Genomic DNA, 25,702 nt, shown 5'->3' on the forward strand with positions numbered 1-25,702 from the left:
GTGCGACTAGCATGGCTAAATCGGACTCCGATAGCAATGGCCTCCGGCAGGATCAACCGGAATGTGCTGACTAAGTCAGCGGCGGAAGTGGTTGCACTCCGTCGGAAGCTAACACACTGGTTCCTACGCCAGTGTTGACTACTGCATGGGTCCGTGGGCTCACATCAGATTCCATCTTAACGGCGGACCGCAGGGGTGGAATCCTCATACACGAGCACGGAGCCAGGATGGCCTCGTGCTCTAAGCGAATGACCCAGGCCACCTCGACGGAGGCGTTGGGGTGTCGACCCGGGCTCGCTGCCCGGTGCGACCTTCGCATTAGTTCAGAAGACGGGGGAACACATAAATGAATCGTCTCGCACCTGCCCTGTGTAGGACACACACGACGCATACGTAACGTGATGGCGTGACACGGATAATCGCCAGACTACGCTAGGCTGTCGATAAGCCAACCGGTCTTTGTATTTGAATTCTGACATCGGGTGAACCACAGGAATTCCGGTCAGCCATTATATATCAAACGGGAGTGCTACGAACCCGTCAGTAAACAGCCGAAGCGCATGGGGAGCTCCAGTCGGGACGCGTGACAGCCCAGCGATCTGACCGGGGATAGCCCCGGATCACGGTAGAGAACTCTCTCGGAGTTGTCGCGAACCAGACGCGTGTACAGTGGTAAAATCAGGCGGTCAGTGAATCGATGTGGCCTTCCGAACGGAGCTGGTCGGCATCCTGCCCCTTGTAGCGCCATTCGATGTTGGCCTTCTCGTCTTGCCAGTCCCACGGTTCGGCGAGAACGATGTCGTCCTCGTTAATCCAGGTCCGGAACTTCATCCGGCCCGGAATCCGACCGAGTCGGGTTTCGCCGTCCTCACAGCGAATGCGGACGTGGTTCCCGCCAAGGTGTTCTGTTACCACTGCAAACATCTCGTCGTTTGTAGGCATGCGGAGATTCCGCCGCCCTGAATCGTCGCTCACAATATAAATACGGCGGCCTCCCGTATAAGTCGTTTGAGAGATGAGATAGCGTGTACCATGCAGTCGGCCTAACAGCCATCCCAGAGCCGTGACTGACCGATTGCTACCGAGAAATGTGAACCGATGAGAACAGTACGGGCCGGCTCAGTCGGCAGTCAGCGCCTGTGGCTCGTCGGCTTCCTCTGCCATCGCATCAGTCAGTCCGGACGCGAGAGCGAACACCGCTTCCTTGTGGTCCGTCTTCGACTTGTGGATCGATGTCGGTTTGACACCCAGGTCGGCATACAGATCGTGCTCAACGCTCGTGTCTGCTTCGTGCTCGTAGTGGTGCTGTACCTGCGCGAGGAGACTGTGAAGGTGAATGAGTTCCTGCTTTTTCATTAGTGTCCCATCGTATGGAGTGGAGGGTAATAGTACTACCTTGCCAACGACTCACACGTAGCTATCGTTCGGCTACAACTCTCACCAATCTCAGATGCAGATATAGAACTGGATACCGACGTATAATCGCCTGTATATACGATAGCGGATATCGTATGAAAGATTCGAATATTTTGGCCTAATATTAAACCAAGCAGGGGCGCGATGTCATGACAAATGGGTATCATTGGCGCCCGGAGTGAGTCTGGCAGCTATCGAGGGCTCTGCTGGCCTGCGAAGAGCTCTCAATCACGAAAGACCACGACAATATATTAGTTTTCGAACACTTCTTACCTGTGGGGCACATAACTATGTTCGTAATGAACTGGAAACACCCACGAAACGAGACTACGGCTATGGCGAAACAGGAAGAAGCAAACAGCGGAACACGATGGTCGTTCATCGCCGCGCTGACGGCTGCTGCATAACGGCCTTCTCACCCCTCAGTAGTACAGTATCCGACAGCGGCAGGTCTGTTCCCTGCAGACAGTAGCAGAGTCGGCATTAGCGGTTATCTGCGGATTCTTGGGACACTTCGTGGCGATGGTGAAACCGGCGTACCCTCTGGGTCGTGTATTCCCATTCGGTCGCGAAGGACATCCGTGACGACGTTGCGGGACGGGTGCTACCCCGCCTGTGGGGTTATGGCGTAGTGGCGCCTCTCGGTCAGATAATCCGCGAGGAGAGACGTTCTCTGTCTGTCCGTAAGAGATTAGCCACGCTAGCCATCTGGGGATGCGTACACGCCGTCTATACACCGAACGCGGAGACTCCGAGTACCGTCACGAGAAAGGCGCTCGCCACCCGCAGCGTCGTCCAGCAGCGCCTGTGTTTTCGAACCCATATCCCACCGCCCTGCTACCCATACAACGGAATCGACTCACGGCTATCCGACCGCGATCCACACCACCAGTGCAATCGACGACAGGATGACCGCGAACTTCACGCCGGCGACCAGTTTCACTTCCCGGATGTAGCCGGCGATAAACGACGACAGCAGCGCCTGCAGCGTCACCGCGTGGAAGAACAGCATCGACAGCAGTTCCGTGTCGACGCTGCCACCGAACCCGCCGCCGGGCGCGCTCGAACTGCTGGACCCGGAGGCCTCCGTCGCAAGCCCGGCCATCACGTCGAGGAACTGCGTCTTCAGCAGCGCCATCACGCCAAGCAGCGTCAGATAGGTCATCAGGATGATGACCGTCTGCATCCGCGTGCGGGACTTCCGATCCCGGTCGATGTCGTCCTGGTTCTCCGAGGCCTGGGCCGCCGTCGAGAGCACGTCCTGGATCTGGCTGGAGGCCTCCTGTGCCTCCGCGATGAGCTTGACCGTCCGCGCCAGCCGCGGGACGTGGTACTTGTTGTTGAACTCCCGGAGGGCGTCTTTCAGGCTCGTCCCGTAGTTGACCTTGGCGTGAATCGTCTCGAACTCCTCGGAGAGCTTCCCGGAGGACGTCTCGGAGACCACCTTGACCGACTCGAGCAGTGTCATCCCAGTGTCGTTAGCGGACGCGAGCTTCCGGAGGTTCTCCGAGAGTTTCCCGATGATGGCTTTCCGCGAGCGCTGGTTCCACTCGTAGAAGACCATCAGCGGGATGAAGTTGATATACATCGGGACGTACACCCAGAAGAACGTCGAGCGGACCGGGACGGCGATCATCCCGTCCAGAGACAGCGGGGCCCAGCCGATGACGATAGCCGCGACGATAGCGAGAATGGACAGCGGGACCGTCAGCCACAGCACCAACAGCGGGTGGTCACGGAAGAACAGGTCCGGCCGTTTGAGGATAGCGAGGAGTTCGTGAGTCCCCTCCCGGCTCTTGATCCGGTCGAAGACGCTGTAGGTCCCCGTGTAGCTCTCGATGAGCCCGAGGTTGAACACGCCGACGCCCTCGTCGACGACGAGTTCCTTCTCGCCGGGGCTCGAACGCAGGTAGCCGTCCCCGATAGAATCCTGCGTGACAGTCGAGACGAGGACGAGAAAGCCCAGGCCCGTCAGGGGGATTAGCCCGTACACGGTGCCGTAGATGAGCGACTTCTGGGCGTTGCCCATCATCGACATGATGACCAGAATGATGATGAGCAAAAGTGGGAACAGCGAGAGTGTCATGTACATCTCGCCGAACAGCTCCAGCGTCTCCAGCATCTTCTCCTGTTCCTGCCTGGCGGTTCGCATGTGCTTTTCCTTCTGGTCTTCGAGGAAGGAGGTCATGTCACCGCCAGAGTTGATAATAGAGAGCATGTCCGTCAGGAACTGTGACAGTTCGTCTGAGGGCGTCTGCAGCGCCTGGTTCCGGACTGCCGTCCGGTAGTCGGTATCGAAATACTCCGTCTCCAGCACGATGGACTGGAACTCCTTTGCGACCTCGCCGTACGTGTCTTCGGCCTTCCCCATGGACTGCAGGATTTCGAGTTGATTGAGCCCGCCCACGGACAGCGCGTACATGTAGGAAATCGAGTCGGACAATAGGACGTTGATCTCTCGCTCGCGCGCGCTCGCGCGGAAGTACGGAATAGAGACCAGCGAACCGAACCCGATACCGAACCCGATGGCACCGAAGACGACGCCGGTCAAGAGGACGAGGAAAGGCAGTTTCAGCACGGCCAGAATCGCCGAGACGTTCTCGGGCACGGGAATCCCGATGAGCGTCGGGGCTTCCCCGCCCGCAAACAGCAGTTGGACCAGCAGATAGCCGAGGAACGTGCCGACGAGCCACAGCGCCAGTCCCGCAATGACACCGACTGCGAGCGCACGTGCGAGGAACATCTCCACGTTGTCGGCCATCCGGGCCTCGCCGAGTTTGTTTTCGACGCTGTTGACGAAGTCCCCCTCGTCGTCGAACACCATCTGGTACGCCGGATAGAACGTGTCACCGAGCGCACCGCCGCTGCCCACCTGTTGCTGGCTCGGTGTGTCGAGGCTCATTCGCTATCTGCCTCCGCACCGGCCTTCGGAACGAACTGGCCGAAGTCGATGCTGTCTTCGTCAGAGCTCTCCTCGGACCCGTCCATCAACGCCGAGACGATGTCCGGCGTTTCGCGGCTCTTGTACGTGTTGAAAAGCGGCTGGGCGTTGTCAAGCACCTGCTTGGTCTCCTCGACCATCTCCGACGGCGCGTCCGGCCGGGGCACCATCTCCTCTTTCTCCGGGTCGATATCGATCTTGACCGATTCCATCTCCCGGAGGTCCTCGAGTGACAGTTCGAGCTGGTCGTTGGCGATGAGCGTGAGAATGGTGTCGGGGTCGTTGATGAACGCCTGGATGGTCGCCGCGACCTGCGTGTAGGTGTTCAGCCCCTTGTCGATGAGATACGCGAGGACGACCTTGCGCTTGAACAGTTCCTCGTCGAGTTTCTCCTGGGTCCACCCGCGGTCGAACTTGATCTCTTCGAGGGTGTTGGAGTTCCCCATCTGGATGTACTCGTCGGTCTCGGCGCGCCACTCGTAGACGTCCCGGACGTTGATCTCGTCGTTTTCGGCGGAGTACTCGTTGATTTCTGTCAGGGACTTGTTCCGGCGGACCTTGTTGCCGTCGACCCGGGTCTGGGTCTGAATGGAGACGAGGTCGAGTGCGGTAAACAGCGTCTTCGAGACGTTGATCGGTTCGGTCGTGAACCGCTTGATGACCTCGCCGACGGAGTCAGCGTGGAAGGTGGTGTAGGTGGTGTGGCCCGTCGACATGACCTGGAACAGCGTCCGACCCTCCTCACCACGAATCTCGCCCATGACGATGTAGTCCGGGCGCTGGCGGAGCGCGGCCTCCAGCAGGTCGAACTCGTCGACGTCGCCCTTGTCGTCCTCGCCGAACGAGGGGCGCGTGACGCTTGCCACCCAGTTTCGCTGTGGCAGTTCGACCTCCCGCGTGTCCTCGATGGAGACGATTTTGGAGTTCGAGGGGATGAACAGCGAGACGGCGTTCAGGCTCGTCGTTTTCCCCGAGGCGGTACCGCCGGCGAAGATGAGGCTCTTGTTGTTCTCGATACAGAGCCAGAGGAACGCCATCTCGTCCAGCGAGAAGGTGTTCCAGTTGATGAGGTCGATGGGCGTGAAGGGCACGTCTTTGAACTGCCGGATGGTGTAGTTCGTCCCGTGGTCGGACACCTCCCGACCCAGGGTCAGCTGGGCACGCGACCCGTCCGGCAGCGTGGCGTCGACCTGTGGCTGGCGCTTCGAGATACCCTTCCCGGAACGCTGAGCGAGCTTCACGACGAAGTCGTCGAGTTCGCCCTTGCCGTGTTCGACGTTCGAGATTATCTGCTCGTAGTCGGTGTGGTAGACGAACACCCGGGAGTTGTACCCGTCACAGGAGATGTCCTCGACGTTGATGTCGTGTTTGACGCCGTCGATACGGGCGTAGCCGACGAAGTCCCGCTTGAGCATGTACAGCAGCTTCTCGACCTGGTACTCGTTTAGCTTCGGCTCGTCGTCTTCGAGGATGGCCGGCTCCGGACGGGTCGAGATGCCGGAGAGCTGTCCCGTGGTCTCGCTTTGCGTTTCGTCTTCCATCCCGAACAGCTCCTTGACCTGACCGAGGACGCTCTCTTCGTCGCCTCCGGAGACCGACCCGTTGTAGAGGTCGTACCGCGAGAGGAGCTGTTCGGCCTCTCGCTGGATGACCTGTGCCCGGTCGGCGTCGGTCCCCTGGACGATGACGTCGTCCTCGGAGTACTTGATTGCGGTCTTGAGCTTGCCCGAGAGGAACTCGCGGAGGTCGAGTTCGATATCGGTGAGGTACGGCTCGATGACGTAGTACTTCTTCTCGTTTTCCTTCCGGGAGTGGAAGATGATGACGCAGGCGTAGGGCTTGTTGACCCAGTACCGCTCCAGTTCACTGAAGTGGGACTTCTTCGACTGTGGAACGGCTTTCTCCAGGTCGTAGCGGTTGACGACAGTCGTGTGGCCGTCTCGCGTCGAGAAGAATTCGTCCTCGTCTAGCTCCGGGTTCACGTCGACGGTGTTGTCGTCAACGTACTCGTGCAGTTCACTCGCGATGTCTTCGGCGGCAGACAGTCTGTTTTCCGTGTGTTCGGGGTCGAACTGCAGATACTCACTTCCGTCGAAGGGGATTGCTTCACCATCACTGTCACGGGGGAGACTGCCGTCCTCGTAGTAGTACTCCTGTTTGAAATGCTCCCAGGTGTAGACGCCTTTCGCGACTGGCGTCGTGGTCGGGTCCAAGTACTCCTCGAACGGCGCGTGCAGTGTCTTGCCGGCACTCGCGGCGTCTTCGAGTCGCTGGCTTAGTTCTCTCGGCTCGAAGCCGAGGTATGCGCTCCGGTCGAACCGGCCCCCATCGTGTACCTCCCGGCGAAGGTCGTCCCACGTGTATTCGCCGACCCGTGCAGGCTCGTCAGTCAGTTGCCCGCCACTGTTGACCTGATCTGACTCACCTCCCCCTGTGTCATCGATGGCCATTGTTATTCATCTCCCGTTAGGTGGGAAAAAACTTTACCCCCACCAACTGTCACTGAAAAAGAAGTTCCGGCTGTTCGTATCACGGTCTCCTTACGGTAGTAAGTGGACCCTACTGAATGTTTCGCCGGTCTTACTTATCAATCGAGGAACGACTCGATTCGAGCCATCGCCTCTTTGAGGTCGCCGAGACCGGTCGCATACGACACTCGCAGGTGGCCCGACCCGCCCTCGCCGAAGGCGGTTCCGGGGACGACGGCGACCCGCTTTTCCTGAAGCAAACTCTCGGCGAACTCGCCGGCATCGTCCCACGGGCACTCCGGGAACGCGTAGAACGCCCCGGCCGCGGGGAAACAGTCCAGACCCATCTCGTCGAAGCGCGTGAGGACGTACTTCCGCCGGCGGTCGTACTGGGCGGCCATGTCCGTGACCTCGTCGCGGCAGTTGTCGAGTGCCTCGATGGCGGCGTGCTGGGCCGTCGTCGGGGCCGAAAGCATCGAGTACTGATGGATGCGGTTCATCGCCTCGATAGCCTCCGGCGGGGCCATCGCGTACCCCAGCCTGAATCCTGTCATCGCGAAGGCCTTGGAGAAGCCGTTGAACACGACGGTCCGCTCGCGCATCCCGGGAAGGGTGGCGATAGACGTGTGGTCGTGTTCGTACGTGAGGTCGGCGTATATCTCGTCGGCGAACACGATCAGGTCGTTCTCCCGGCAAAAGGCCGCGACAGACGCCATCTCCTCGGCCGTCATCGTCGCCCCGGTCGGGTTGTTCGGATAGCAGTACACGAGGGCGTCGGCCTCGGCCGCACCGGACGATTCCAGGACGTCCCGGGTGAGTTTGAACTCGTCCTCCGCGCGTGTGGGAACGTCGACAACGTCGATGCCGGCGAACGTCGCGCCGGGGACATACGAGACGTAACAGGGCTGGGCAATCGCGATCGAATCGCCGGGGTTCAGCAGCGCCCGGAAGGCGAGGTCGAGACCCTCGCTCGCACCCGCCGTGACGAGAATCTCCTCGTCCGGGTCGTACTGCAGACTGTGCGTTGCGGCCTCGTAGTCCGCGATGCGTTCCCTGAGCTCCCGTTTCCCGCGGTTGGCGGTGTAGGAGGTCTGACCGCGTTCGAGCGACGCGATAGCGGCTTCACGGGCCGCCCACGGGGCCGAGAAGTCCGGTTCGCCGACCCCGAGCGAGATGATGTCGTCCATCTCCTCGGCCAGTTCGAAGAACCGACGGATGCCCGAGGGCGGCACGCTGTCGACCCTGTCTGCTGCCTCGAAGGTCATGGTGAGACGGACAGCCGGTCGTCGTCGTCGCGGTCGTCGAACTCCATCCCCTGCTCCTTGTACGACTCCATGATGTAGTGGGTCACCGTCTGGGTGATCTCGGGGATGGGCGCGATTTTGTCGCTGATGAAATGCGAGACCTCGCGCATCGAATCGCCCTCGACCTCCAGGTCGAAGTCGTAATCACCGCTGACGAGGCGCAGAGAGGTCACCTCCGGGAACTTCGCAATCCGGTCGGAGATGTCGTCGTAGCTGGTTTCACGGTCCAGCGTGACGTTGAGCTCGACGGTGGCGCGGACCCGTTCCTCGTCGCTTTCGACCGCGTTCCAGTCGACGACTGCCTGATAGCCGCGAATGATACCTGCCTCCTCGAACTCGTCGATAATCTCGGCTACCTCGCTCTCGGAGTAATCCGTTAACCGAGCCATGTCCTCGGTCGTGTAGCGAGCGTTCTCCCGTAGCAGGTCGAGTATCTCGCGGCGACTGCTCATACAGTGCCAGGGGAGTGACGCGGACAAAAGCCTTGCTCAATAGTGGGAGGGCGTCGCACCGTCGGCGGTGGAACCCACCAGACACTTTTAATATCTCTCAGGGTTAGGCATCGGTTAATGTTCGAAGAGGGTGGCGGGCGGGCGGATTCCACAACGGGATGGGCACACGTCGCGAATCACGACAAGGCGGCGACAGTAATCGACACGATACTCCGGCTCGACGCGGACGAGACGTATACGAAAACTGCGCTGAGCGAAGCAGCCGGCGTCTCGCTGAAGACGCTGTACCTCGACGGGACACTCGAGGAGCTAGTGACGGTCGGACTGCTGGAGAAGCACGAAGCGGAGGGGGAGGAGACGCTGTTCTCCGTCGACAACGGGAGTGCCGCGTTCGAGGCGGCGGAGGCATTCGATACTGCGGCGGCGACAGCCGGAGAAGTGGACAATTGAGGACCAAAGCGCCCAGATCAGCGAGATGTTCTACTGTGTCCGTGGACTTTTAGCGGCGACAGTCGTAGTGAGAGGCGATGGTTTCACTCGATTCGGAGTCCGACGTGCTCGGGCGTGGGGACGAAGCACCGTCGTTCGAATTACCGGGAGCGGACGGGGCGACACACGAACTGTCGGATTTCGCGGACAGGGACGCACTGCTGGTCGTGTTCACGTGCAACCACTGTCCGTACGCGAAAGCGAAGGTCGAGGAGCTGAACCGGCTCGCGACGGAGTACGACGACCTGGCTGTCGTCGGGGTCAATGCCAACGACCCCGAGGAGTACCCCGACGACTCCTTCGAGCGGATGCAGGAACTCGTCGACCGCGGGGAGGTAGGGTACGACGCGTATCTGTTCGACGAGTCCCAGGACGTCGCAGCCGCGTACGGCGCCCGCTGTACCCCCGATCCGTTCCTGTTCCGGAACGACGACGGGGCGTTCAAGCTGGCGTACCACGGCCGCCTCGACGACGCACCGAACCCCGACGACGAACCGAGCGAGCGGGAGATGGCCGCACACGTCGAGACGCTGCTCGACGGCGAACAGATTACAGCCGCAGAAAAACCGTCCAGGGGCTGTTCGATAAAGTGGAAGCCCGGTAACGAACCGGCGTACTGGGACGTCTGACCGGGACGGGCGGGGTAAGCAGTGCGTCGGGGCCGGGTTCGTTGCCGGTGACCCTGAGAGCTGTGTTCTCCAGCGTGGGATGGCCGGCCACGGGTAGTTTTATCCAGTGGTGAGCCATCCGTCAACATGGACCATGAAGAAGCTACTCAACGACGCGGAGACGGTCGTCGACGAAATGCTCGACGGGATGGTCGCGGCGTACCCCGACACCGTTCGTCGATTGCCCGACACACAGGTGCTGGTCCGGGACGACGCGCCGGTAGACGACAAGGTCGCGGTGGTCAGCGGCGGAGGCAGCGGCCACGAACCGACACACGCCGGCTATCTCGGCGAAGGGATGCTCGACGGCGCAGCGGCCGGAGAAGTGTTCACCTCGCCGACGGCCGACGAACTCGAAGCGATGATCGATGCCTGTGACAGCGGTGCGGGCGTCCTGCTGGTCATCAAGAACTACGAGGGCGACGTCATGAACTTCGAGACGGCCGGGGAGATGGTCGAAATGGAGGGGACGGAGGTAGCCGAGGTGGTGGTCAACGACGACGTGGCCGTCGAGGACTCGCTGTACACGAGCGGCCGCCGGGGCGTCTGCGGAACGATTCTCGTCCACAAGGCGGCCGGCGCGAAGGCCGCCGAGGGCGGGAGTCTCGACGAGGTCCAGCGCGTCGCACAGAAGGTCGTCGACAACGTCGGGACGATGGGCATGGCGCTTACCTCCTGTGTCACTCCGGAAAAGGGCGAGCCGACCTTCGACCTCGGCGAAGACGAGATCGAACTCGGCATCGGCATCCACGGCGAGCCGGGCGTCGAACGGACCGAGACGATGTCCGCGGACGAGGTTACCGACGAACTCACGGAGGCCGTCCTCGACGACCTCGAACTGGACGCCGGACAGGAGGTCGTCACCATCGTCAACGGGATGGGCGGGACGCCACAGATGGAGCTGTTCGTCGTCAACCGCCGGCTCCAGGAGCTTCTCGGCGAGCGGGACATCGAGACGTGGGACGCGTGGGTGGGAGATTACATGACCTCGCTGGACATGGCGGGCTGTTCCATCACGGTCTGTGCGGTCGACGAGGAACTGAAAACGCTGCTGGGCGCGCCGGCCGAGACACCGGCCCTGACGATCCGATGAGCCCGGAAAACGACGCTGGGGCCGCTGCTGTCGCGGCCGTCGAGAACGTCGCAGCCAGAATCGAGGCCGAGCGGGAGCGACTCACCGACCTCGACTCCGCAATCGGCGACGCCGACCATGGCGGCAACATGGCCCGCGGGTGGCAGGCGGCGGCCGAGGCGGTCGCCGCCCTCGACGACCCGGACGTCGAGACGGTCGTCAAGACCGCCGGCAAGACGCTGCTGTCGGAGGTAGGCGGGGCGTCGGGGCCGCTGTACGGCGGCTCGCTCGTGTTCGCCAGCGCGGAACTGGACGGCGGGCTCACCGCCGAATCGGCCGTCGCCTTCGCGGAAACGTACGCCGAGAAGGTCCGGGACCGCGGTGGTGCAAGCGTCGGGGACAAGACGATGGTCGACGCGCTCGTTCCGGCGGTACACACGTTCAAGAAATCCGTCGAGACGGACGACCTGCCGCCGCTTGAAGCGCTCGCGAAAGCCGTCGAAGCGGCGGAGCGGGGAGTGGCGTTCACCGTCCCCATCCGGGCCGCCAAGGGTCGGGCGTCGTATCTGGGCTGGCGGTCGGTCGGCCACCAGGACCCGGGGGCGACGAGCACGCTGTACATACTGGAGGAACTGCTGAGGACGGCCGCGGCTCGTCTCGACAGCGAGGCTCCGTCAGTCGACGCCAGTTCTCCGACGGTTCCCGACGCGGAGGCGACCGAGGAGTGATGGTTGGGCTCGTCGTCGTTTCCCACAGTCACACTGCTGCCGAGGGCATCGCCGAGATAGCCGCGGAGATGGCGGGGGAGACGAACATCGAACCGGTCGGTGGCGACGGCGACGGTGGAATCGGGACGGTCCCCGACGACATCGAAGCGGCACTCGCCGCGGCGGACGACGGCGACGGCGTCGTCGTCCTCGTCGACCTCGGCAGCGCCGTCATGAACGCCGAGGTAGCTATCGAGATGAGCGACGTCGAGGCCGTGATAGCGGATGCGCCCGTGCTGGAGGGAGCAGTCAACGCGGCGGTGGCTGCAACCAGCCCGGACGCCACGCTGGGTTCCGTACGGGACCAGGCAGAAGCAGCCAGAGACGTCGACAAGCTCTGAGACCGACCGGGACACCAGTTTCCCGCCACGGCCGGCGAAGCCACACCCCGGGAACCGGACCGGGGAACCTGGCGGCCAAATCTCGTCCAGCGGCTCGACCCCGCTCCAGCACTCACAGTTGCGATTTCCGAGTGAGCTGGTAGCAAATACCGTAGTAACTCTTATTTGTTGATGGTTTTATGGTTCCTGATACGATACAACACGTAATGACCTCCAGGAGTGGGACAGCGGACCAGCCTCTGGACGGGGCCGCGTCCGTTCTGGTGCTGGCACGCGGTTCGAGCGATGCCGAACGAGAGGGGTGTGCCGGGTTCCTGACCGAACAGGGGGCCAGTGAATCGAAAGCCATCTGTGTTACAGTGTCTGAGTCGCCCGATTCCCGCCTCTCGCTGTGGCAACAGCACCTCGACGACGAGATGCCCGAGGAGGCGATTATCATCGACGCCGGCAGCGAGTTACCGGCCAACTCACAGGCGGCAGCGTCCGGCGCGTTCCCGTCACTGACACTCGATACCCTCCCCGAGACGGTGGAGCCGATAGACATCGGCGTGTGCGTCTCTCGCCATCTCGGCCGACTGGAACAGGCAGATGCGCCGCTGCTGCTGTGCCTGCACTCGCTGACTGAACTGCTTGAGTCCTGGGAGCGTGACCGCGTCATCGCGCTGGTGACTACGCTGAACCGTCAGTGTGCCGACATGGGCGTCTCGAGCCACCATCACATGGACCCGGAAGCCCACACGGAGGAGACAGTCGAGATGTTCCGGCCGCTGTATGACGTTGTGTACGAGTACCTCCCGGACCACGGCTGGACCGTCACGGCATCCAAGGACGCAGACGAGACGCCCACGTTCCGGGACACCGTCACCCCGCCCGGCGGCGTCAGGAAGGGCGACCCGGAGGAACCCGAGACGATTCCGATCCCCTACTCGTTCGACCAGGTTCTGGAGCTGCTTTCCGCCCCGCGACGACGGAGTCTCCTGTATCACCTGAAAGACCGGTCGGAACACGAGGTCCCGCTTGAGGAACTCGTGGACCGCGTCTACGAACGCGAGAAGGCCATCCCGGCCAGGGCGACGCCGAAGTCACGCGACGAAGTGGGCGTGTCGCTGGCACACAACCACCTTCCGCGGCTGGACGACCTCGGCATTCTCGCCTACGAGACCGAGACGAACACTGTCGAGTACTATCCCAATCCCGCGCTGGAATCGGTAATCAAGTACGTCGAACGCCTCGAACTCGGGTAGTCCCGGCGGCCACCCACTCATTTATGTCACCGCTGCCGGCATAGCCTGACATGGACGAGACGCCGCTCCCGGAGGTTACGGAGCAGTTCGCCCGTACGATAGCGCCGGTCAGCGATCCGGTCATAGAAGAGATGGACGCCAAAGCCGACCGGGAGGGGTTCCCGACGGTCGGCCCCGCAGTCGGCGGGTGGCTCCGCCTGATAGCCCGGATGGTCGACGCCGACCGTGTCTTCGAGTTCGGCTCCGGCTTTGGCTACTCGGCGTACTGGATGGCCCCCGCCGTATCCGACGACGGGCGGATCGTGTTGACAGAGGTCGACGCCGACGAACTTGCGGAGGCCCGCGAGTTCCTCGACCGCGGCGGATTCACCGACCGGGCCGCCTTCGAGCACGGGGACGCCATCGAAACCGTCGAGGACTACGACGGCCCGTTCGACGTGGTGCTCATCGACAACGAGAAACACCGGTACGTCGAGGCGTTCGAGGCCGTCCGGGAGAAGGTGCCGGTCGGTGGGGCCGTGGTTGCCGACAACATGATCGAGGCCGGGCCACTGGAGTTCGAGGAGGTGCAGGCGTTGCTGGCCGGAAACGACATCGACGCCAACGAGACCAGTCGCGGCATCGCCGCGTATCTCGACCGCGTCGGCGACGACCCGGCGTTCGAGACGGGACTGCTGCCACTCGGTGAGGGCGTCGCCGTGAGCGTCCGCGTGGCGTGATGCACACCGGGGCCGCTGTCGCGGTCTCACCCAAACGCTATTATCATGTGTGTTGATGACTAGCATGAAAGATGGCGAAAGCAGACACCGGCACCGCGTCGACAGAATCGGGACTGGACACCGCCGTCATCGAGCGTGCGGCCGAATGGGCGGGCATTGACGAACAGGACCTGTGTGACGCGCTGGTCGTCCTCCACGCGGACCTCATCGGACGCCACAGTCAGTTCGAGCGTACGTTCGACTACGTCACCGTCGACGGTACGCGGGCGTACCGCGTCTCGGACGCCGTCTGCGATGAACTCCTCTCGGAGTTCGGGTTCGAGGGGGACGTCGCGGCCGGCGTCAGGCTCGCACACACCGAGCAGGCGAAGCTCCTGTTCGCCAAATCCGTTCACGGGGACGACAACTTCGACGCCGACGAGTGTGGCATCGTTATCGGTATCGATACGGCCGAACAGTTCTGACCGCCTCTCCGATTCTCGCCGACGAAAATGCGGGTGCATAGCTTATGTAGGAGGCCGCATAACTGAGCGGCAACGCTGGTCCCAACGAATGAGTCTGATGATAGATATTCGGAAGCTCGGGTTGTTCAATCAGATGGCTAAGGAGGGCGGGAACACCGTTGCGAACCACCTCAGCCAGATGACGGGGATGGAGACGGAGATGGAGATTACGAAGATAAACTTCATCGACATTCCGGATATCAAGACACACGTCGGCGACGAGAAGCAGATCGGTATCAGTATCGAGATGGTCGAGAAGCCCCACGGCCACATCCTGTTCCTGTTCAACGCCGCCAGCGCGAAGGACCTCGCCACCGGGATGATCGGCGATATGGGTGAGACAGACCCCAACGCCAGCGGCTTCACCGACATGGAGCGGTCGGCGATCCAGGAGATCGGCAACATCATGACCAGCGGCTTCATCGACGGCTGGGCGAACGTCCTCGATACGACCATCGACATCTCGACGCCAAGCTTCACGTTCGGGCCCGGGAGCGGGATGGTAGACCAGCTCGTCGGCGGCCGGGACAACGAGATGGCGCTGATGTTCGACTCCCGCGTCCACGCACTGGAGTCAGACATCAACGTGAAGGTGTACACGTTCCCGGAACTGGAAGAGCTGGTCGACCTGATGCAGGAAATCGAAGTGTAAGGACGGACGTGCCGGCGGTCGCTGCGGATGAACTCCTTTTCCTTCATGAAAGATTTAGCAGTGTTTCTTGTACCGTGGGCCCCTGCGTCGTGATATGCCAGGAGGTAGCCCACAAACCCTACGACCGTTCCTGTGGCGTGCAGAATCGCTGTATCCCGACACAGAAGTCGTCTCTCGTACGCACGAGGGAATGGTCCGTCACGATTACGCCGAGTACGCCGAGCGGACGGCACAGTTAGCGAACGCGCTCGACAACGCCGGCTACGGTGACGGCGAACGGCTCGGGACGTTCTGCTGGAACCACAGCCGCCACTTCGAGACGTACTTCGGCGTGCCGGGAATCGGTGCGCAGTTACACACTATCAATCCGCTCCTGCCCGACGAACACATCCAGTACATCGTCGAGAACGCACAGGACCAAGTGATTTTCGTCGACGAATCGCTCCTGCCGAAACTGGAAGGGGCCGCCGTCGAGGACCCGGACTCGTTCGAGTCGGTCGAACAGTTCATCGTGATGAGCGAGTCCGTCCCCGACACGGACCTCGACGCCGTCGCCTACGAATCGTTCATCGCCGACCAGCCGACGGAGTACGACTGGCCCGAACTCGACGAGGACCGCCCTGCGGGCCTCTGTTACACCTCCGGCACGACCGGGCGGCCGAAAGGCGTCGAGTACACCCAGCAGATGCTGTGGAGCCACACGATGGCGATTCAGTCGCCACAGGGTATTCCACTCGACGACGACGACGTGATTATGCCCGTCGTCCCGATGTTCCACGTCAACGCGTGGGGGCTTCCGTTCTCGGCGACGGCAGGCGGGGCGAAACACGTCTACCCCGGTCCACAGCCCGAACCCGCGGACCTCGCAAAACTCATCGAAGAGGAGGACGTCACCGTCACCGCCGGCGTCCCGACCGTCTGGCTGGGGCTAATGGAGTACATCAAAGAGAACGACGTCGACCTCTCCTCGCTCGAGCGACTCATCGTGGGCGGCAGCGCCGCGCCGGAGGCGATGATACGGTTCTTCGACGACCACGACGTGGAACTCGTCCACGCCTGGGGGATGACCGAGACGGCACCGGTCGGTGCGGTCGCGTCCCTGCGGAGCAACCTCCAGGACGCAGACTACCAGACGCAACTGGACAAGCGCTCGAAACAGGGGCTCATCACGCCGGGGCTCGAGTTCCGCGTCATCGACGACAACGGCGACGAGGTCCCCCACAACGGCGAGGACTTCGGCGAGTTACACATCCGCGGGCCGTGGGTGACCACGGAGTACTTCAAGCGGCCGGAGGCGAACGAACAGGAGTTCGAGGACGGCTATCTGAAGACCGGCGACGTGGTGTCCGTCGACGAGGACGGCTACATCAAGATCGTCGACCGGGCGAAAGACGTCATCAAGAGCGGCGGGGAGTGGATATCCTCGCTCGAACTGGAAAACGAGCTGATAGCCCACGACGGAGTGAACGAGGCGGCGGTCATCGGCGTCCCGCACGAACGCTGGCAGGAGCGGCCCCTCGCGATGATCGTCCCAGCGGCTGCGGCCGACGAGGACACCCTCGGGGCGGAACTCCGAGAGCACATTCTCGACTCCTACCCCAAGTGGTGGGTGCCGGACAACTTCATCACCATAGACGAGGTCCCGAAGACGGCGACCGGGAAGTTCGACAAGAAGGCGCTCCGTGACGAGTACGCCGACGAATCACTCGTAGAGGGTCGGGTCCCCGACGACGCCGCCCCGGAGTGAGAGCAGACGTTACTGGACGCCAGCGACGAGATTCCGGACTTCGGACCGGTAGGCGTCGGGTTCCAGCCCGAGGTCGACGTCGACGGTGACCGTGATGCCGTTGCTCAGGGAGTTCTCGACGGCCTGTTCGAAGTCCTGTGCCGGGTACGCGCCCCCGGAGATGAGGACGAAATCGCCGTGGTGCCAGACGGCGAACATCGCCGAGATGTCGATGTCGCTCGCCGGTATCTCGACGGCCTCCGACTCGGTCACGTTGAAGGAAATCCCCTGGAAAGGGTAGACGGCGGACAGTTCCACTGTCTCGGCCGTCTCGCCGGTGTCGATGTCGATGGTCCCCTCGCCGGTCTTCTCGATGTCGGTCAGCCCCTGGGCTTCCATCTGCTGTTCGAAGCTATCGCGGGCGTTCGTCCTGACCTCCGTTAGCAGCTCCTCGCGTCCCACGCCACCCGGGAGGTTGTCCAGATTGGGGCTGAAGTCCACCCGCGTGGCGAAGAACACGGAGAGGGCGGTCTGAACCTGGTCGAGGGTGCGGTCCGCGACACGTTCCTGTAACTGTTCGTCGGTGTACTGGACCGTGCTGGAGACGGCCTCGACGGACACCGGGCCGTAGCTCCGGTCGAACACCGTCTCCGAGGACTGGTCCGTTCGCGTCCAGCCGCCCTCATCGAGGCGCTGTTTCGGAACGTCCGGCGGCGGTACTCTGGCGGCGGCCAGAAACGAACACCCCGCGAGCCCGGCGGTTCCGAGGCTGGCTCCGGCAAGCAGGTAGTCTCGGCGGTTCATGTCCGAGGATGGCCACAGCCATGCAAAAGCGTGCTGGCCGATTATCAGTGATTTCAGAGAAACAACTACGACGGTGTTTGACAGAGTTCCACGGAGTATATGAGTACACAAACCATGACATTTCCTATGGATCTACTGTCGGAGAAACTCGTTCCGGAGCACGCACACGAGGTCAAGGCGGAGGCTCGGGAGTTCGCCACGGAGCACATCGAACCAGTCGCGGGCGAGTACTACGCGTCCGGGGAGTACCCCTGGGAGGTGCTCGAAGCGGCCACGGAGGCCGGACTCGTCGCACAGGACATCGGCGAGGAGTGGGGCGGGAGCGGCTACGACCTCCAGCAGATGCTGGCGATGGCGGAGGAACTGTACAGGGCCGACGCAGGTATCGCGCTGACGCTCCAGCTTGCCAGTTTCGGCGCCGAGATCGTCGAGGACCACGGCGCCGAGTGGCAGAAAGAGGAGTTCCTCCGGCCCGTCGCCGCCGGTGACCAACTCACCGGCCTCGCCGTCTCCGAACCGGAGACGGGGAGTGACCTCGCCGGGATGACGACAGCCGCCGAGAAGGACGGCGACGAGTGGGTGCTCAACGGCGAGAAGTACTGGATCGGTAACGGCGTCGAGGCCGACTGGGTGACGCTGTACGCCAAGACCGACGACGACCCGAACAACCGATACGGGAACTACTCGATGTTTATCGTCCCGACGGACGCGGACGGATACCACGCCGAGCACATCCCCGAGAAGATGGGCTTCCGGGCGTCCAAGCAGGCTCACATCGTGCTCGAGGACTGCCGGATTCCGGAGGAGAACCTGGTCGGCGTCGAAGGAGCCGGCTTCTACATGCTCGCCGAGTTCTTCAACCACGGGCGCGTCGTCGTCGGCGGGCACGGCATCGGCCTCGCCGCTGCGGCCATCGAGGAAGCCTGGGAGTTCGTCCACGACCGCGAGGCCTTTGGCAAGACCGTCGACGAGTTCCAGGCGGTCCAGCACAAACTGGCCGACATGCAACTCGGCCTCCAGTCTGCCCGAACGCTCACCTGGCATGCGGCGGAGCGCGTCGCTAATCAGGAGAACGCCGGTTACTGGGCCGCACTGGCAAAGACCCAGGCGACCGAGGCCGCGATGGACTGCGCGGAGAAGGGGATGCAGCTCCACGGGGGGCGGTCCGTGCTGACGGAGAACCGCATTTCCCGCGTGTACCGGGACGTGCGGATTCCGGTCATCTACGAGGGTGCCAACGACATCCAGCGGAACCTCATCTACAAACAGGCCCCGCTGTAACGGCGGTATCGCTCGGGGACCTTCGGTTGATCAGGCACGTCGCAACCGACGACCGGTCGGTGGGCAACACCACCCTACGAGTGTTCTCCGGCAGTTAGCTGGTAGCTGCGGGAGTCCCTATCACGTACTCTCAGCGTCCCGACCAGACTGGTCATTGCCCTGCCTCACAGATGCAGGTGACCGTGAGAGGGCCAGTACACCGTCAGCACCGCTACAGGGCAAGCACACCAGCCCACAAGTGTTCTGACACCACTCAACAGAACTCCTCACACCAGCCCACAAGTGTTCTGACACCGCTCACCAGCATTCCCCACACCACCAAACAAGTGTTCTCCCACCACCCTGCGAGTGTTTTCGATTCGAGCACAATCAGCCTGGAGGAGTGTATACGTGTTCACACACCACCCTGCAAGTGTTCCCACAGGCCCATACGAGCCCGCAAAGTGTTCGAAAACACCACGCTGCAAGTGTTTTCCTGCTGTGATTCGCGGTTTCGGGACGCCACTCACACACCGCCCTGCAAGTGTTTCCCGTACCTGGGCGAAAGCACGCAGTCACACCACCCTGCAAGTGTTCCAGAGAGCCCGTTCGAGGGGGTTTTTCCGGTGAATCGGCGTTCACACCACCCTGCAAGTGTTTTCAAAACGGAATGCGGCGGTGCTGAGGGCGAACCGGACGAACACACCGGTCTGCAAGTGTTCTATCCGTCACATCGGGGCGGACAGACCACGCGACTGCCTGTTGTCACCCCGATTTCACGGTAATTAGTGGAGACACACACCACCCTGCAACTGTTCTGGACTGCCCTGTGGTGAGACTGCCGCTGAACACACACACACCACCGTGCAAGTGTTCTGCCGTGGAAGCCGGTGGGGGTGTGCAGATACGTCAGCTACGTGAACTGCCAGAGGTTCTGTTGCTCGTCGTCGGTAGTGTCCGGTGCCTCGAACTCGGTCGCCTCGTCTTCCAGGTAGTGTTCGAGAATCCCGTTGACGTTACTCGGCACAGCGTCGCTGTACGAGGACTGGAGCGCGGCGTTGATGATGTCGGTCGGGTCGTCGGTGACCTCGTAGATGTACTTGCGTCCGCCTTTCCGCCCGAGGTTACGTTCGGCAGAGCGGACGAGTCCCTGCATCGAAAGCTGGTCGAGGAACTCGTAGATCTTGCGTTCGGATTTCACGCGGCGGCCGCTCGATTCCGCAATCGAGGAGTAGAGATTGTAGATTCGCTTCGTCGACGCCTCGTGTTTCGGTTCGATGAGCGCCAGTGTCGTCGCGAGATACGTAAGCGCCTGCTGTGAACTCAGGTCGTGCTCGAAGTAATCGAGGAGTTCGTCGGTCTCGATGGTGTCGGTCGCTCGTCGCGTGTGCGCTTCCGTCACACCATCCGCACCTTCCATCCGCGCGTACTCCCCGGCCTTTTCGAGGATTCGAAGCCCTTGCCGCACGTCACCGCGCTCCTGTGCGGAGAAGGCCGCCGCCAGCGGGACGACATCTTCGCCGAGCACGTCCTCCCGGAACGCGATATCGGCGTAGTAGCCCAGGATGTCTCGAAGCTCTGTCGCGTCATAGGGTCCGAACTTGATCTCTCGCTCCCCGAGCGTCGATTTCACCTTGGGTTCTAACACGTCGACGAACTTGAGGTCGTTCGAGATGCCGATGAGTCCGACCTTCGCGTCGGTGATCGGCGTGTTCTCGTTCGCTTCGGCCCGCGGCAGTTCATACAGGAAGTCGTTCCGTGCGTCCGCGGGAATGTTGTCTATCTCGTCCAGAATGATGAGCACGTTCCCACCGACAGCTTCGATTTCCTCGTAGAGGAACTCGAAGACGCTGTCAGTGCTGTAGCCGCTTTCCGGGAGCTGGTTCTCCGGGTCCCGGAACTCGTTGACAAGCGTGTTGACCAGCGCGTACGCAGACCGGTAGTTCCGGCAGTTTATGGGCCCGACAACGGTGAGCGGGATGGCCTCGGCTTCGGCCTTCTCTTCGAGCTTGTCCCGTACCCACTTCGTGACTGCTGTCTTGCCGACGCCAGTCGGACCGTACACGAAAACGTTGTTCGGGTCGTGGCCGACAATGACGTCCTGCAAGGCGTTGATGTAGAACTCGATCTCCTCGTCGCGGTGGAAGATCGTATCCGGCGTGAACGTGTCCTTCTTCAGTGGCTGCTTTCGTTCGAAGATCGCGTCAGTCCCGTCGAACGGGTTCTCGTTCACGTCGACCATCGTATCCCACCTTTTGAGTGACTATATATAAAACCAGTGACCACCATTCAAGTGTTTCAAGTGTTTTCCCGCCTTCAGCCACACACCACCCTGCAAGTGTTTCTCCAGACGACACCGCAGATAGACAGGAGCAGTCTGCTGTAGCAGTTCTTGAGTTAACCCACTTGAGTCCTGTGATTTCGGGATTGTCTGTTCTAGAGTATATATGAAACTAGTAAAACTAATTTATATCTTATGGTAGCAGAGGAAATAGCCTATTTATCGAAGAGCATTCTACATCGCTAAAACAGACTTATCAGCCCTTTCGTCCCACAATTAGCGAATTTTGGATGGACGAGTACACCCTGAGTTTCGATAGGCCTGACCCACATCGACGCCATTTAAATACGTGCTGAGGGGGAACCCCTCCCCGCCCCCACCCCCGCATACACCGAGAACACTTGCAGGGTGGTGTGTGTGGGTCCCGCTCTACTGACGAGAATTCGATATAAAAAGACCTCGTCGTCTACGAAGAACGAACCGATTCCACGGTACAGAGCAGGTGATGCAGGACCCCACAGTGGAAAGAGCCAATCTGGACACCCAGGCCACCGGCACGACCCACGGCACCGCTCTTTACTTACTGACAGGACGTAGATAGTCTATGGACGATACCACGGTGACGTTCGTCGACCGGGGCCGCGTACAGGCTGACCGAAACTTCGTCGTCGATTGTCACAGCGTCGCAACGGCGTCCGACCGCGACCCCGAACACGAGTACGAGACGTACGTCGTCTGGAACCTCGTCGTGGAGACACCGGAGCTGACTGTCCTCTGGGACACCGGTTCTCATCCGGAGGCCGGGGACGGGTACTGGCCGACGCCGCTGTACGAGGCCTTCGCACACGTCGATGCCGCCGAGCACGCGCTGGCGGTCGATCTCGAGGACGCGGGCTACAGCATCGACGAGATCGATGCCGTCGTGATGAGCCACCTGCATCTGGACCACGCCGGCGGCCTGCACAACTTCGCAGGAACGGACGTCCCGATCTACGTCCATCGCGAGGAACTCCCGTACGCGTACTACAGCGCCAACACCGACGAGGGCTCTATGGCCTACCTCGCCAGCGATTTCGACCGCGACCTGAACTGGGAGGTCGTCCACGGCGACAGCTATCACCTCACCGACGGTATCGAACTGCTCCACCTCCCCGGCCACACGCCGGGACTCATGGGAGCTTTCATCGACCGCCCGGAGCAACCGCTTCTCGTCGTCGGCGACGAAGCGTATGTCGAGGCGAACTACGCGGGCCAGCCGATGGCGACGAGCCTCCTGTGGAACAACGGCGCGTGGAAAGAGAGCCTGGAGCGGTGCCGCGACCGCCAGCGGGCCACAGGGGCCGAGGTGCTGCTTGGCCACGACCTCTCGGTGTTCGAAGCCGTGTCCGGCGCTGCGGACTGATACGCGGTCCGTGTCAGGTCAGTCCGACACAGACACAAGCGTTCGGCGCTCACCGTCCTCAGTCGCCACGACCCACCGACCCTCGTGGCGCTCGACGACGGCCCACACGCCGAAAAACAGGTGCAACTCCAGTTCGAGACCGCTGACGTGCGCTCCGGTCTCCTCGATGCGGAACTCTCGGGGTTCGGTGCTGGGTGTCATGTCGTGACCGGGTGACAGCCGACAAGTGGTGTCGTGCCCGGATGACAGCCGACAAGATGGCTGGTGAGATGGCCGGTTCGAACGCGGCCCTTACTGCTCAAGATAGCCGTACGTCTCCTCCAGATAGTCGATGATCCAGTCGACCGTGGACTCATCGTAGGTCCAGAAGCCGTAGAACTCGCGGGGTTCGCGCTCCTCGGCCAGCAGGGCGCATTTCTGGGTCGGATCACCGCCGCCGTCGAAGACGACGAACCACGAGTCGGCAATCTCCTTCGACCGCTCCAGATGCAGCGAGAACGTGCTATACTCGGGTGGTTCGACGTCAGGGACGGCATAGGCGTGGACGTCCACGTCAGTCTCACCCAGCCGCTCGTACAGGTCCAGTTCTCCCTGTAGGGTCGAGAGCGTCTGGAAGCCGGCGTGTAGGGTTCCCTGCCCCACTCGCCACGCGCGGTCCTCTATCTCGCGCGACGCGGCGGTCATCCGCTGGATGGACCACGAGGTGAACATCGTCTCGTCGAGGTGGTCCAGAATCGACGCGTATGGACTGTTGTCCCGCGTGATGTACTGTCGGCCCTCGTCGAGCGAGTCGGTAAACGAGTTGAGGCTCGCGGCCGCGATGACCTCCTCGTCCTCGCTGAGCGTGATGAACTCCCCCGGCCGCCCGCTCTCAGTCCGCTCGCTATGAACGCGGACGTTGCGGTCCGCAAAGCGCTCGCGCAGGTCTTCGGCCACTTTCGGCCCGGCGTTGAAGATAGTCAGCGTCTTCTGATGGTCTTCGACGCCAGCGATGAGTTCCGTTAACGACATCCTCGACTATACATCGGCAGTCACTGTGTTAGTCGTTGCGGGAGGCGCGTCACCAGTGTTGGCTGGCAGGGTCACCAGTGTTGGCTGGCAGATGTGACTCAGTCGCACATATCGGTCTGTGAATACGTCCTAACGGTGAGGATGCGCTATTTCGAAAACGGCAATCTGAGGTACCTGAGCCGAAAGATAACGATTAATGAGTGGTGTTGTAGTGGAAAATCTTTAGTCATGGCCCCCCAACGGACTGATACGGCACCAGAGCTGGGGCCGAGGATTTCACCATGACAGACAACGAACTAATCTGGCGAATCGCCGGTGGTTCCGGTGACGGAATCGACTCGACAAGCCAGAACTTCGCAAAGGCCCTGATGTGGTCGGGGCTGAACGTGTTCACACATCGCCACTACCCGTCGCGTATCCGCGGCGGCCACACATATGTCGAGGTCCGTGCGAAGGACGAACCGGTACAGTCCCGCGGGGACGGCTACAACTTCCTGCTTGCCCTGGGTGACTCCTTCGCCCGGAACCCGCAGGAAGAGGCCTACTACGGCAAAGAGGAGCTGAAACCGCTGTACGAGAACTTCGACGACCTCCGGGAAGGCGGCGTTCTCCTCTACGACGAGGGGCTGCTCGACGAGGATGACGTCGATGAGATCGGTCTCGAGGAGGCCGCCGAGGAGAACAACTGGCACGTCGTCCCGATGGACCTCCGCGGCATCGCCAAGGAGCACGGCCGCGAGATCATGCGGAACACGGCCGGTATCGGCGCGACGGCGGCCATTCTCGACATCAGCACCGACGAGTTCGAGAAGCTCATCACACAGAACATGAGCGGCGACATGCAGGAGGCGAACCTCAACGTCCTGCACGACGCCTACGAAGCCGCCAGCGAACTCGATATCGACCACGACATCGAGGTCCCCGAGGACTCCCACGACGAGGAGCAGGTCATCCTCTCGGGCTCGAACGCCATCTCCTACGGCGCAATCGACGAGGGCTGTCGCTTCATCTCGGGGTACCCCATGACCCCGTGGACCGACGTGTTCACGATCATGTCACAGCACCTGCCCGAGTTCGGCGGAATCTCCGAACAGGTCGAGGACGAGATTGCCGCCGCCGCGCTAGCGCTCGGTGCGTCCCACGCCGGCGTGAAAGCCATGTCCGGGTCCTCCGGCGGTGGCTTCGCGCTGATGTCCGAACCGCTCGGACTGGCGGAGATGACCGAAACGCCGATCGTACTCGTCGAAGCGATGCGGGCCGGCCCCTCGACGGGGATGCCGACCAAGCCCGAGCAGGCGGACCTCGAACACGTCCTGTACACGTCACAGGGCGACTCGGCTCGCGTCGTGTTCGCGCCGGCGAACATCCGCGAGTGTTACACGCAGACCCGCTCGGCGTTCCGTATCGCCTACGAGTACCAGATCCCGGTCATCGTCGTCTACGACCAGAAGATCCAGGGCGAACTCCGGAACCTCCCGGCCAGCCACTTCGACGAGGAGCCAAACACCGACCCCGGCTCGGTCCTCACCGAAGAGGAGATCCAGGACGCGGCCCATCACTCCTCCGGGAAGTTCCAGCGGTTCCTCCACGAACCCGAGGACGGCTCGAACGTGAGTCCGCGCACGATACCCGGCCAGAAGGACGGCCGCTTCCTGGCGACGGGCAACGAGCACAACCCGTCCGGGCACATCAGCGAGGACCCCGAGAACCGCATCGCCCAGATGAACCGTCGGCTCAACAAGCTCGACGACATCCGTGCAGACCTGGACGAGAACGCGTCCCACCAGACCTACCACGGACCCGAGGACGCCGACCACGGCATCCTCGTGTGGGGCAGCCAGCAGGGGACCGTCTTCGAGGCCGTCGACCGGCTCAACGAGAACGGCCACTCCGTGAAGGCGCTTGGCGTCTCCGACATGATGCCGTATCCGAAAGACGAGGTCTCCGAGTGGCTCGACTCCGTCGACGAGGCGCTCGTCGTCGAGATGAACGCCACGGCCCAGTTCCGCGGCCTGACCCAGAAGGAACTCGGCAAGTACGGCGACAAGCTCTCGAGCTTGCTTAAGTACAACGGCAACCCCTTCGAGCCCGCCGAGATCGTCGACGGGTTCGAGTCCAGCATCGACGGCGAGGAACTCGCCGCGAGCAACATGAAGTACGTACCCGCGGCAGGTGACTAACC

Annotated in this window: 23 protein-coding genes and 1 rRNA gene; 13 read left to right on the forward strand and 11 right to left on the reverse strand. The window is 61.9% G+C overall.

The window, feature by feature from the left end:
* From KZ498_RS16345 to KZ498_RS16375, 7 genes are all read right to left on the reverse strand, one after another.
* Positions 1-63 (reverse strand): 16S ribosomal RNA (locus KZ498_RS16345); the annotation flags it as partial.
* A gap of 615 nt (positions 64-678) precedes the next feature.
* Positions 679-975, reverse strand: coding sequence for a translation initiation factor eIF-1A (locus KZ498_RS16350; protein ID WP_049909223.1), 297 nt, complete (start codon positions 973-975; stop codon positions 679-681).
* A gap of 144 nt (positions 976-1,119) precedes the next feature.
* Positions 1,120-1,356 (reverse strand): UPF0058 family protein, encoded by a 237-nt coding sequence (locus KZ498_RS16355; protein WP_004516302.1) that lies wholly within the window; start codon positions 1,354-1,356, stop codon positions 1,120-1,122.
* A gap of 925 nt (positions 1,357-2,281) precedes the next feature.
* Positions 2,282-4,318, reverse strand: coding sequence for a type II secretion system F family protein (locus KZ498_RS16360; protein ID WP_312620167.1), 2,037 nt, complete (start codon positions 4,316-4,318; stop codon positions 2,282-2,284).
* Positions 4,315-6,807: a type II/IV secretion system ATPase subunit gene (locus KZ498_RS16365; protein ID WP_312620168.1), complete on the reverse strand. Its 2,493-nt coding sequence runs from the start codon at positions 6,805-6,807 to the stop codon at positions 4,315-4,317. The genes KZ498_RS16360 and KZ498_RS16365 overlap by 4 nt, the downstream gene beginning before the upstream one ends.
* Positions 6,808-6,944: 137 nt before the next feature.
* Positions 6,945-8,090 carry an aminotransferase class I/II-fold pyridoxal phosphate-dependent enzyme gene (locus tag KZ498_RS16370; RefSeq protein ID WP_312620169.1) on the reverse strand — a complete coding sequence of 382 codons (1,146 nt, stop codon included), beginning with the start codon at positions 8,088-8,090 and terminating at the stop codon, positions 6,945-6,947.
* Complete coding sequence (locus tag KZ498_RS16375) at positions 8,087-8,581, reverse strand: Lrp/AsnC family transcriptional regulator (RefSeq protein ID WP_312620170.1); 495 nt, start codon at positions 8,579-8,581, stop codon at positions 8,087-8,089. Before KZ498_RS16375 ends, KZ498_RS16370 begins: the two co-directional genes overlap by 4 nt.
* Before the next feature lie 117 nt (positions 8,582-8,698).
* Here KZ498_RS16375 and KZ498_RS16380 point away from each other — a divergent pair, with 117 nt between their 5' ends.
* From KZ498_RS16380 to KZ498_RS16425, 10 genes are all read left to right on the forward strand, one after another.
* Positions 8,699-9,031, forward strand: a complete 333-nt coding sequence (locus KZ498_RS16380) for a hypothetical protein (protein ID WP_312620171.1) — start codon at positions 8,699-8,701, stop codon at positions 9,029-9,031.
* A gap of 77 nt (positions 9,032-9,108) precedes the next feature.
* Positions 9,109-9,699, forward strand: a complete 591-nt coding sequence (locus KZ498_RS16385) for a thioredoxin family protein (protein WP_312620172.1) — start codon at positions 9,109-9,111, stop codon at positions 9,697-9,699.
* 133 nt (positions 9,700-9,832) lie between these two features.
* Positions 9,833-10,831, forward strand: a complete 999-nt coding sequence (gene dhaK, locus KZ498_RS16390; RefSeq protein WP_312620173.1) for a dihydroxyacetone kinase subunit DhaK — start codon at positions 9,833-9,835, stop codon at positions 10,829-10,831.
* Entirely contained in the window at positions 10,828-11,538 is a 711-nt protein-coding gene (gene dhaL / locus KZ498_RS16395; RefSeq protein ID WP_312620174.1) for a dihydroxyacetone kinase subunit DhaL, read from the forward strand. The genes dhaK and dhaL overlap by 4 nt, the downstream gene beginning before the upstream one ends.
* On the forward strand, positions 11,538-11,918 hold the full coding sequence (gene dhaM / locus KZ498_RS16400; protein ID WP_312620175.1) for a dihydroxyacetone kinase phosphoryl donor subunit DhaM: 381 nt from the start codon (positions 11,538-11,540) through the stop codon (positions 11,916-11,918). Before dhaL ends, dhaM begins: the two co-directional genes overlap by 1 nt.
* Positions 11,919-12,124: 206 nt before the next feature.
* Entirely contained in the window at positions 12,125-13,162 is a 1,038-nt protein-coding gene (locus KZ498_RS16405) for a hypothetical protein (protein WP_312620176.1), read from the forward strand.
* 50 nt (positions 13,163-13,212) lie between these two features.
* Positions 13,213-13,881: an O-methyltransferase gene (locus KZ498_RS16410; RefSeq protein ID WP_312620177.1), complete on the forward strand. Its 669-nt coding sequence runs from the start codon at positions 13,213-13,215 to the stop codon at positions 13,879-13,881.
* Between the two features lie 71 nt (positions 13,882-13,952).
* Positions 13,953-14,345, forward strand: coding sequence for a hypothetical protein (locus tag KZ498_RS16415; protein WP_312620178.1), 393 nt, complete (start codon positions 13,953-13,955; stop codon positions 14,343-14,345).
* Between the two features lie 88 nt (positions 14,346-14,433).
* Positions 14,434-15,036, forward strand: coding sequence for a chemotaxis protein CheC (locus tag KZ498_RS16420; RefSeq protein WP_312620180.1), 603 nt, complete (start codon positions 14,434-14,436; stop codon positions 15,034-15,036).
* Between the two features lie 94 nt (positions 15,037-15,130).
* Positions 15,131-16,783 carry a long-chain fatty acid--CoA ligase gene (locus tag KZ498_RS16425; protein WP_312620182.1) on the forward strand — a complete coding sequence of 551 codons (1,653 nt, stop codon included), beginning with the start codon at positions 15,131-15,133 and terminating at the stop codon, positions 16,781-16,783.
* Between the two features lie 9 nt (positions 16,784-16,792).
* Here the strand turns inward: KZ498_RS16425 and KZ498_RS16430 are convergent, their stop codons facing one another.
* Positions 16,793-17,566 (reverse strand): hypothetical protein, encoded by a 774-nt coding sequence (locus KZ498_RS16430; protein ID WP_312620183.1) that lies wholly within the window; start codon positions 17,564-17,566, stop codon positions 16,793-16,795.
* A gap of 126 nt (positions 17,567-17,692) precedes the next feature.
* Here KZ498_RS16430 and KZ498_RS16435 point away from each other — a divergent pair, with 126 nt between their 5' ends.
* A complete protein-coding gene (locus tag KZ498_RS16435; protein WP_312620184.1) occupies positions 17,693-18,847 on the forward strand; it encodes an acyl-CoA dehydrogenase family protein in 1,155 nt (384 codons plus the stop codon).
* Positions 18,848-19,739: 892 nt separating this feature from the next.
* On the opposite strand, the gene KZ498_RS16440 is transcribed toward KZ498_RS16435, so the two are convergent.
* Positions 19,740-21,068, reverse strand: a complete 1,329-nt coding sequence (locus KZ498_RS16440; RefSeq protein ID WP_312620186.1) for an orc1/cdc6 family replication initiation protein — start codon at positions 21,066-21,068, stop codon at positions 19,740-19,742.
* A gap of 643 nt (positions 21,069-21,711) precedes the next feature.
* Between KZ498_RS16440 and KZ498_RS16445 the strand changes: the two genes are divergently transcribed.
* A complete protein-coding gene (locus KZ498_RS16445) occupies positions 21,712-22,509 on the forward strand; it encodes an N-acyl homoserine lactonase family protein (protein WP_312620188.1) in 798 nt (265 codons plus the stop codon).
* A gap of 18 nt (positions 22,510-22,527) precedes the next feature.
* Here KZ498_RS16445 and KZ498_RS16450 read toward each other — a convergent pair whose 3' ends face one another.
* Together KZ498_RS16450 and KZ498_RS16455 are read right to left on the reverse strand one after the other, a co-directional pair.
* Positions 22,528-22,710 carry a hypothetical protein gene (locus KZ498_RS16450; RefSeq protein ID WP_312620190.1) on the reverse strand — a complete coding sequence of 61 codons (183 nt, stop codon included), beginning with the start codon at positions 22,708-22,710 and terminating at the stop codon, positions 22,528-22,530.
* A gap of 90 nt (positions 22,711-22,800) precedes the next feature.
* The gene (locus KZ498_RS16455) at positions 22,801-23,520 is read right to left on the reverse strand and encodes a DICT sensory domain-containing protein (protein WP_312620192.1); all 720 of its coding nucleotides are present in this window, start codon (positions 23,518-23,520) and stop codon (positions 22,801-22,803) included.
* A 281-nt stretch (positions 23,521-23,801) separates the two neighbouring features.
* Between KZ498_RS16455 and KZ498_RS16460 the strand changes: the two genes are divergently transcribed.
* Positions 23,802-25,700 (forward strand): 2-oxoacid:acceptor oxidoreductase subunit alpha, encoded by a 1,899-nt coding sequence (locus KZ498_RS16460; protein ID WP_312620193.1) that lies wholly within the window; start codon positions 23,802-23,804, stop codon positions 25,698-25,700.
* Positions 25,701-25,702: the final 2 nt, after the last annotated feature.

It is taken from the genome of Haloarcula sp. 1CSR25-25 (assembly GCF_032027985.1).
Taxonomy (GTDB): Archaea; Halobacteriota; Halobacteria; order Halobacteriales; family Haloarculaceae; genus Haloarcula.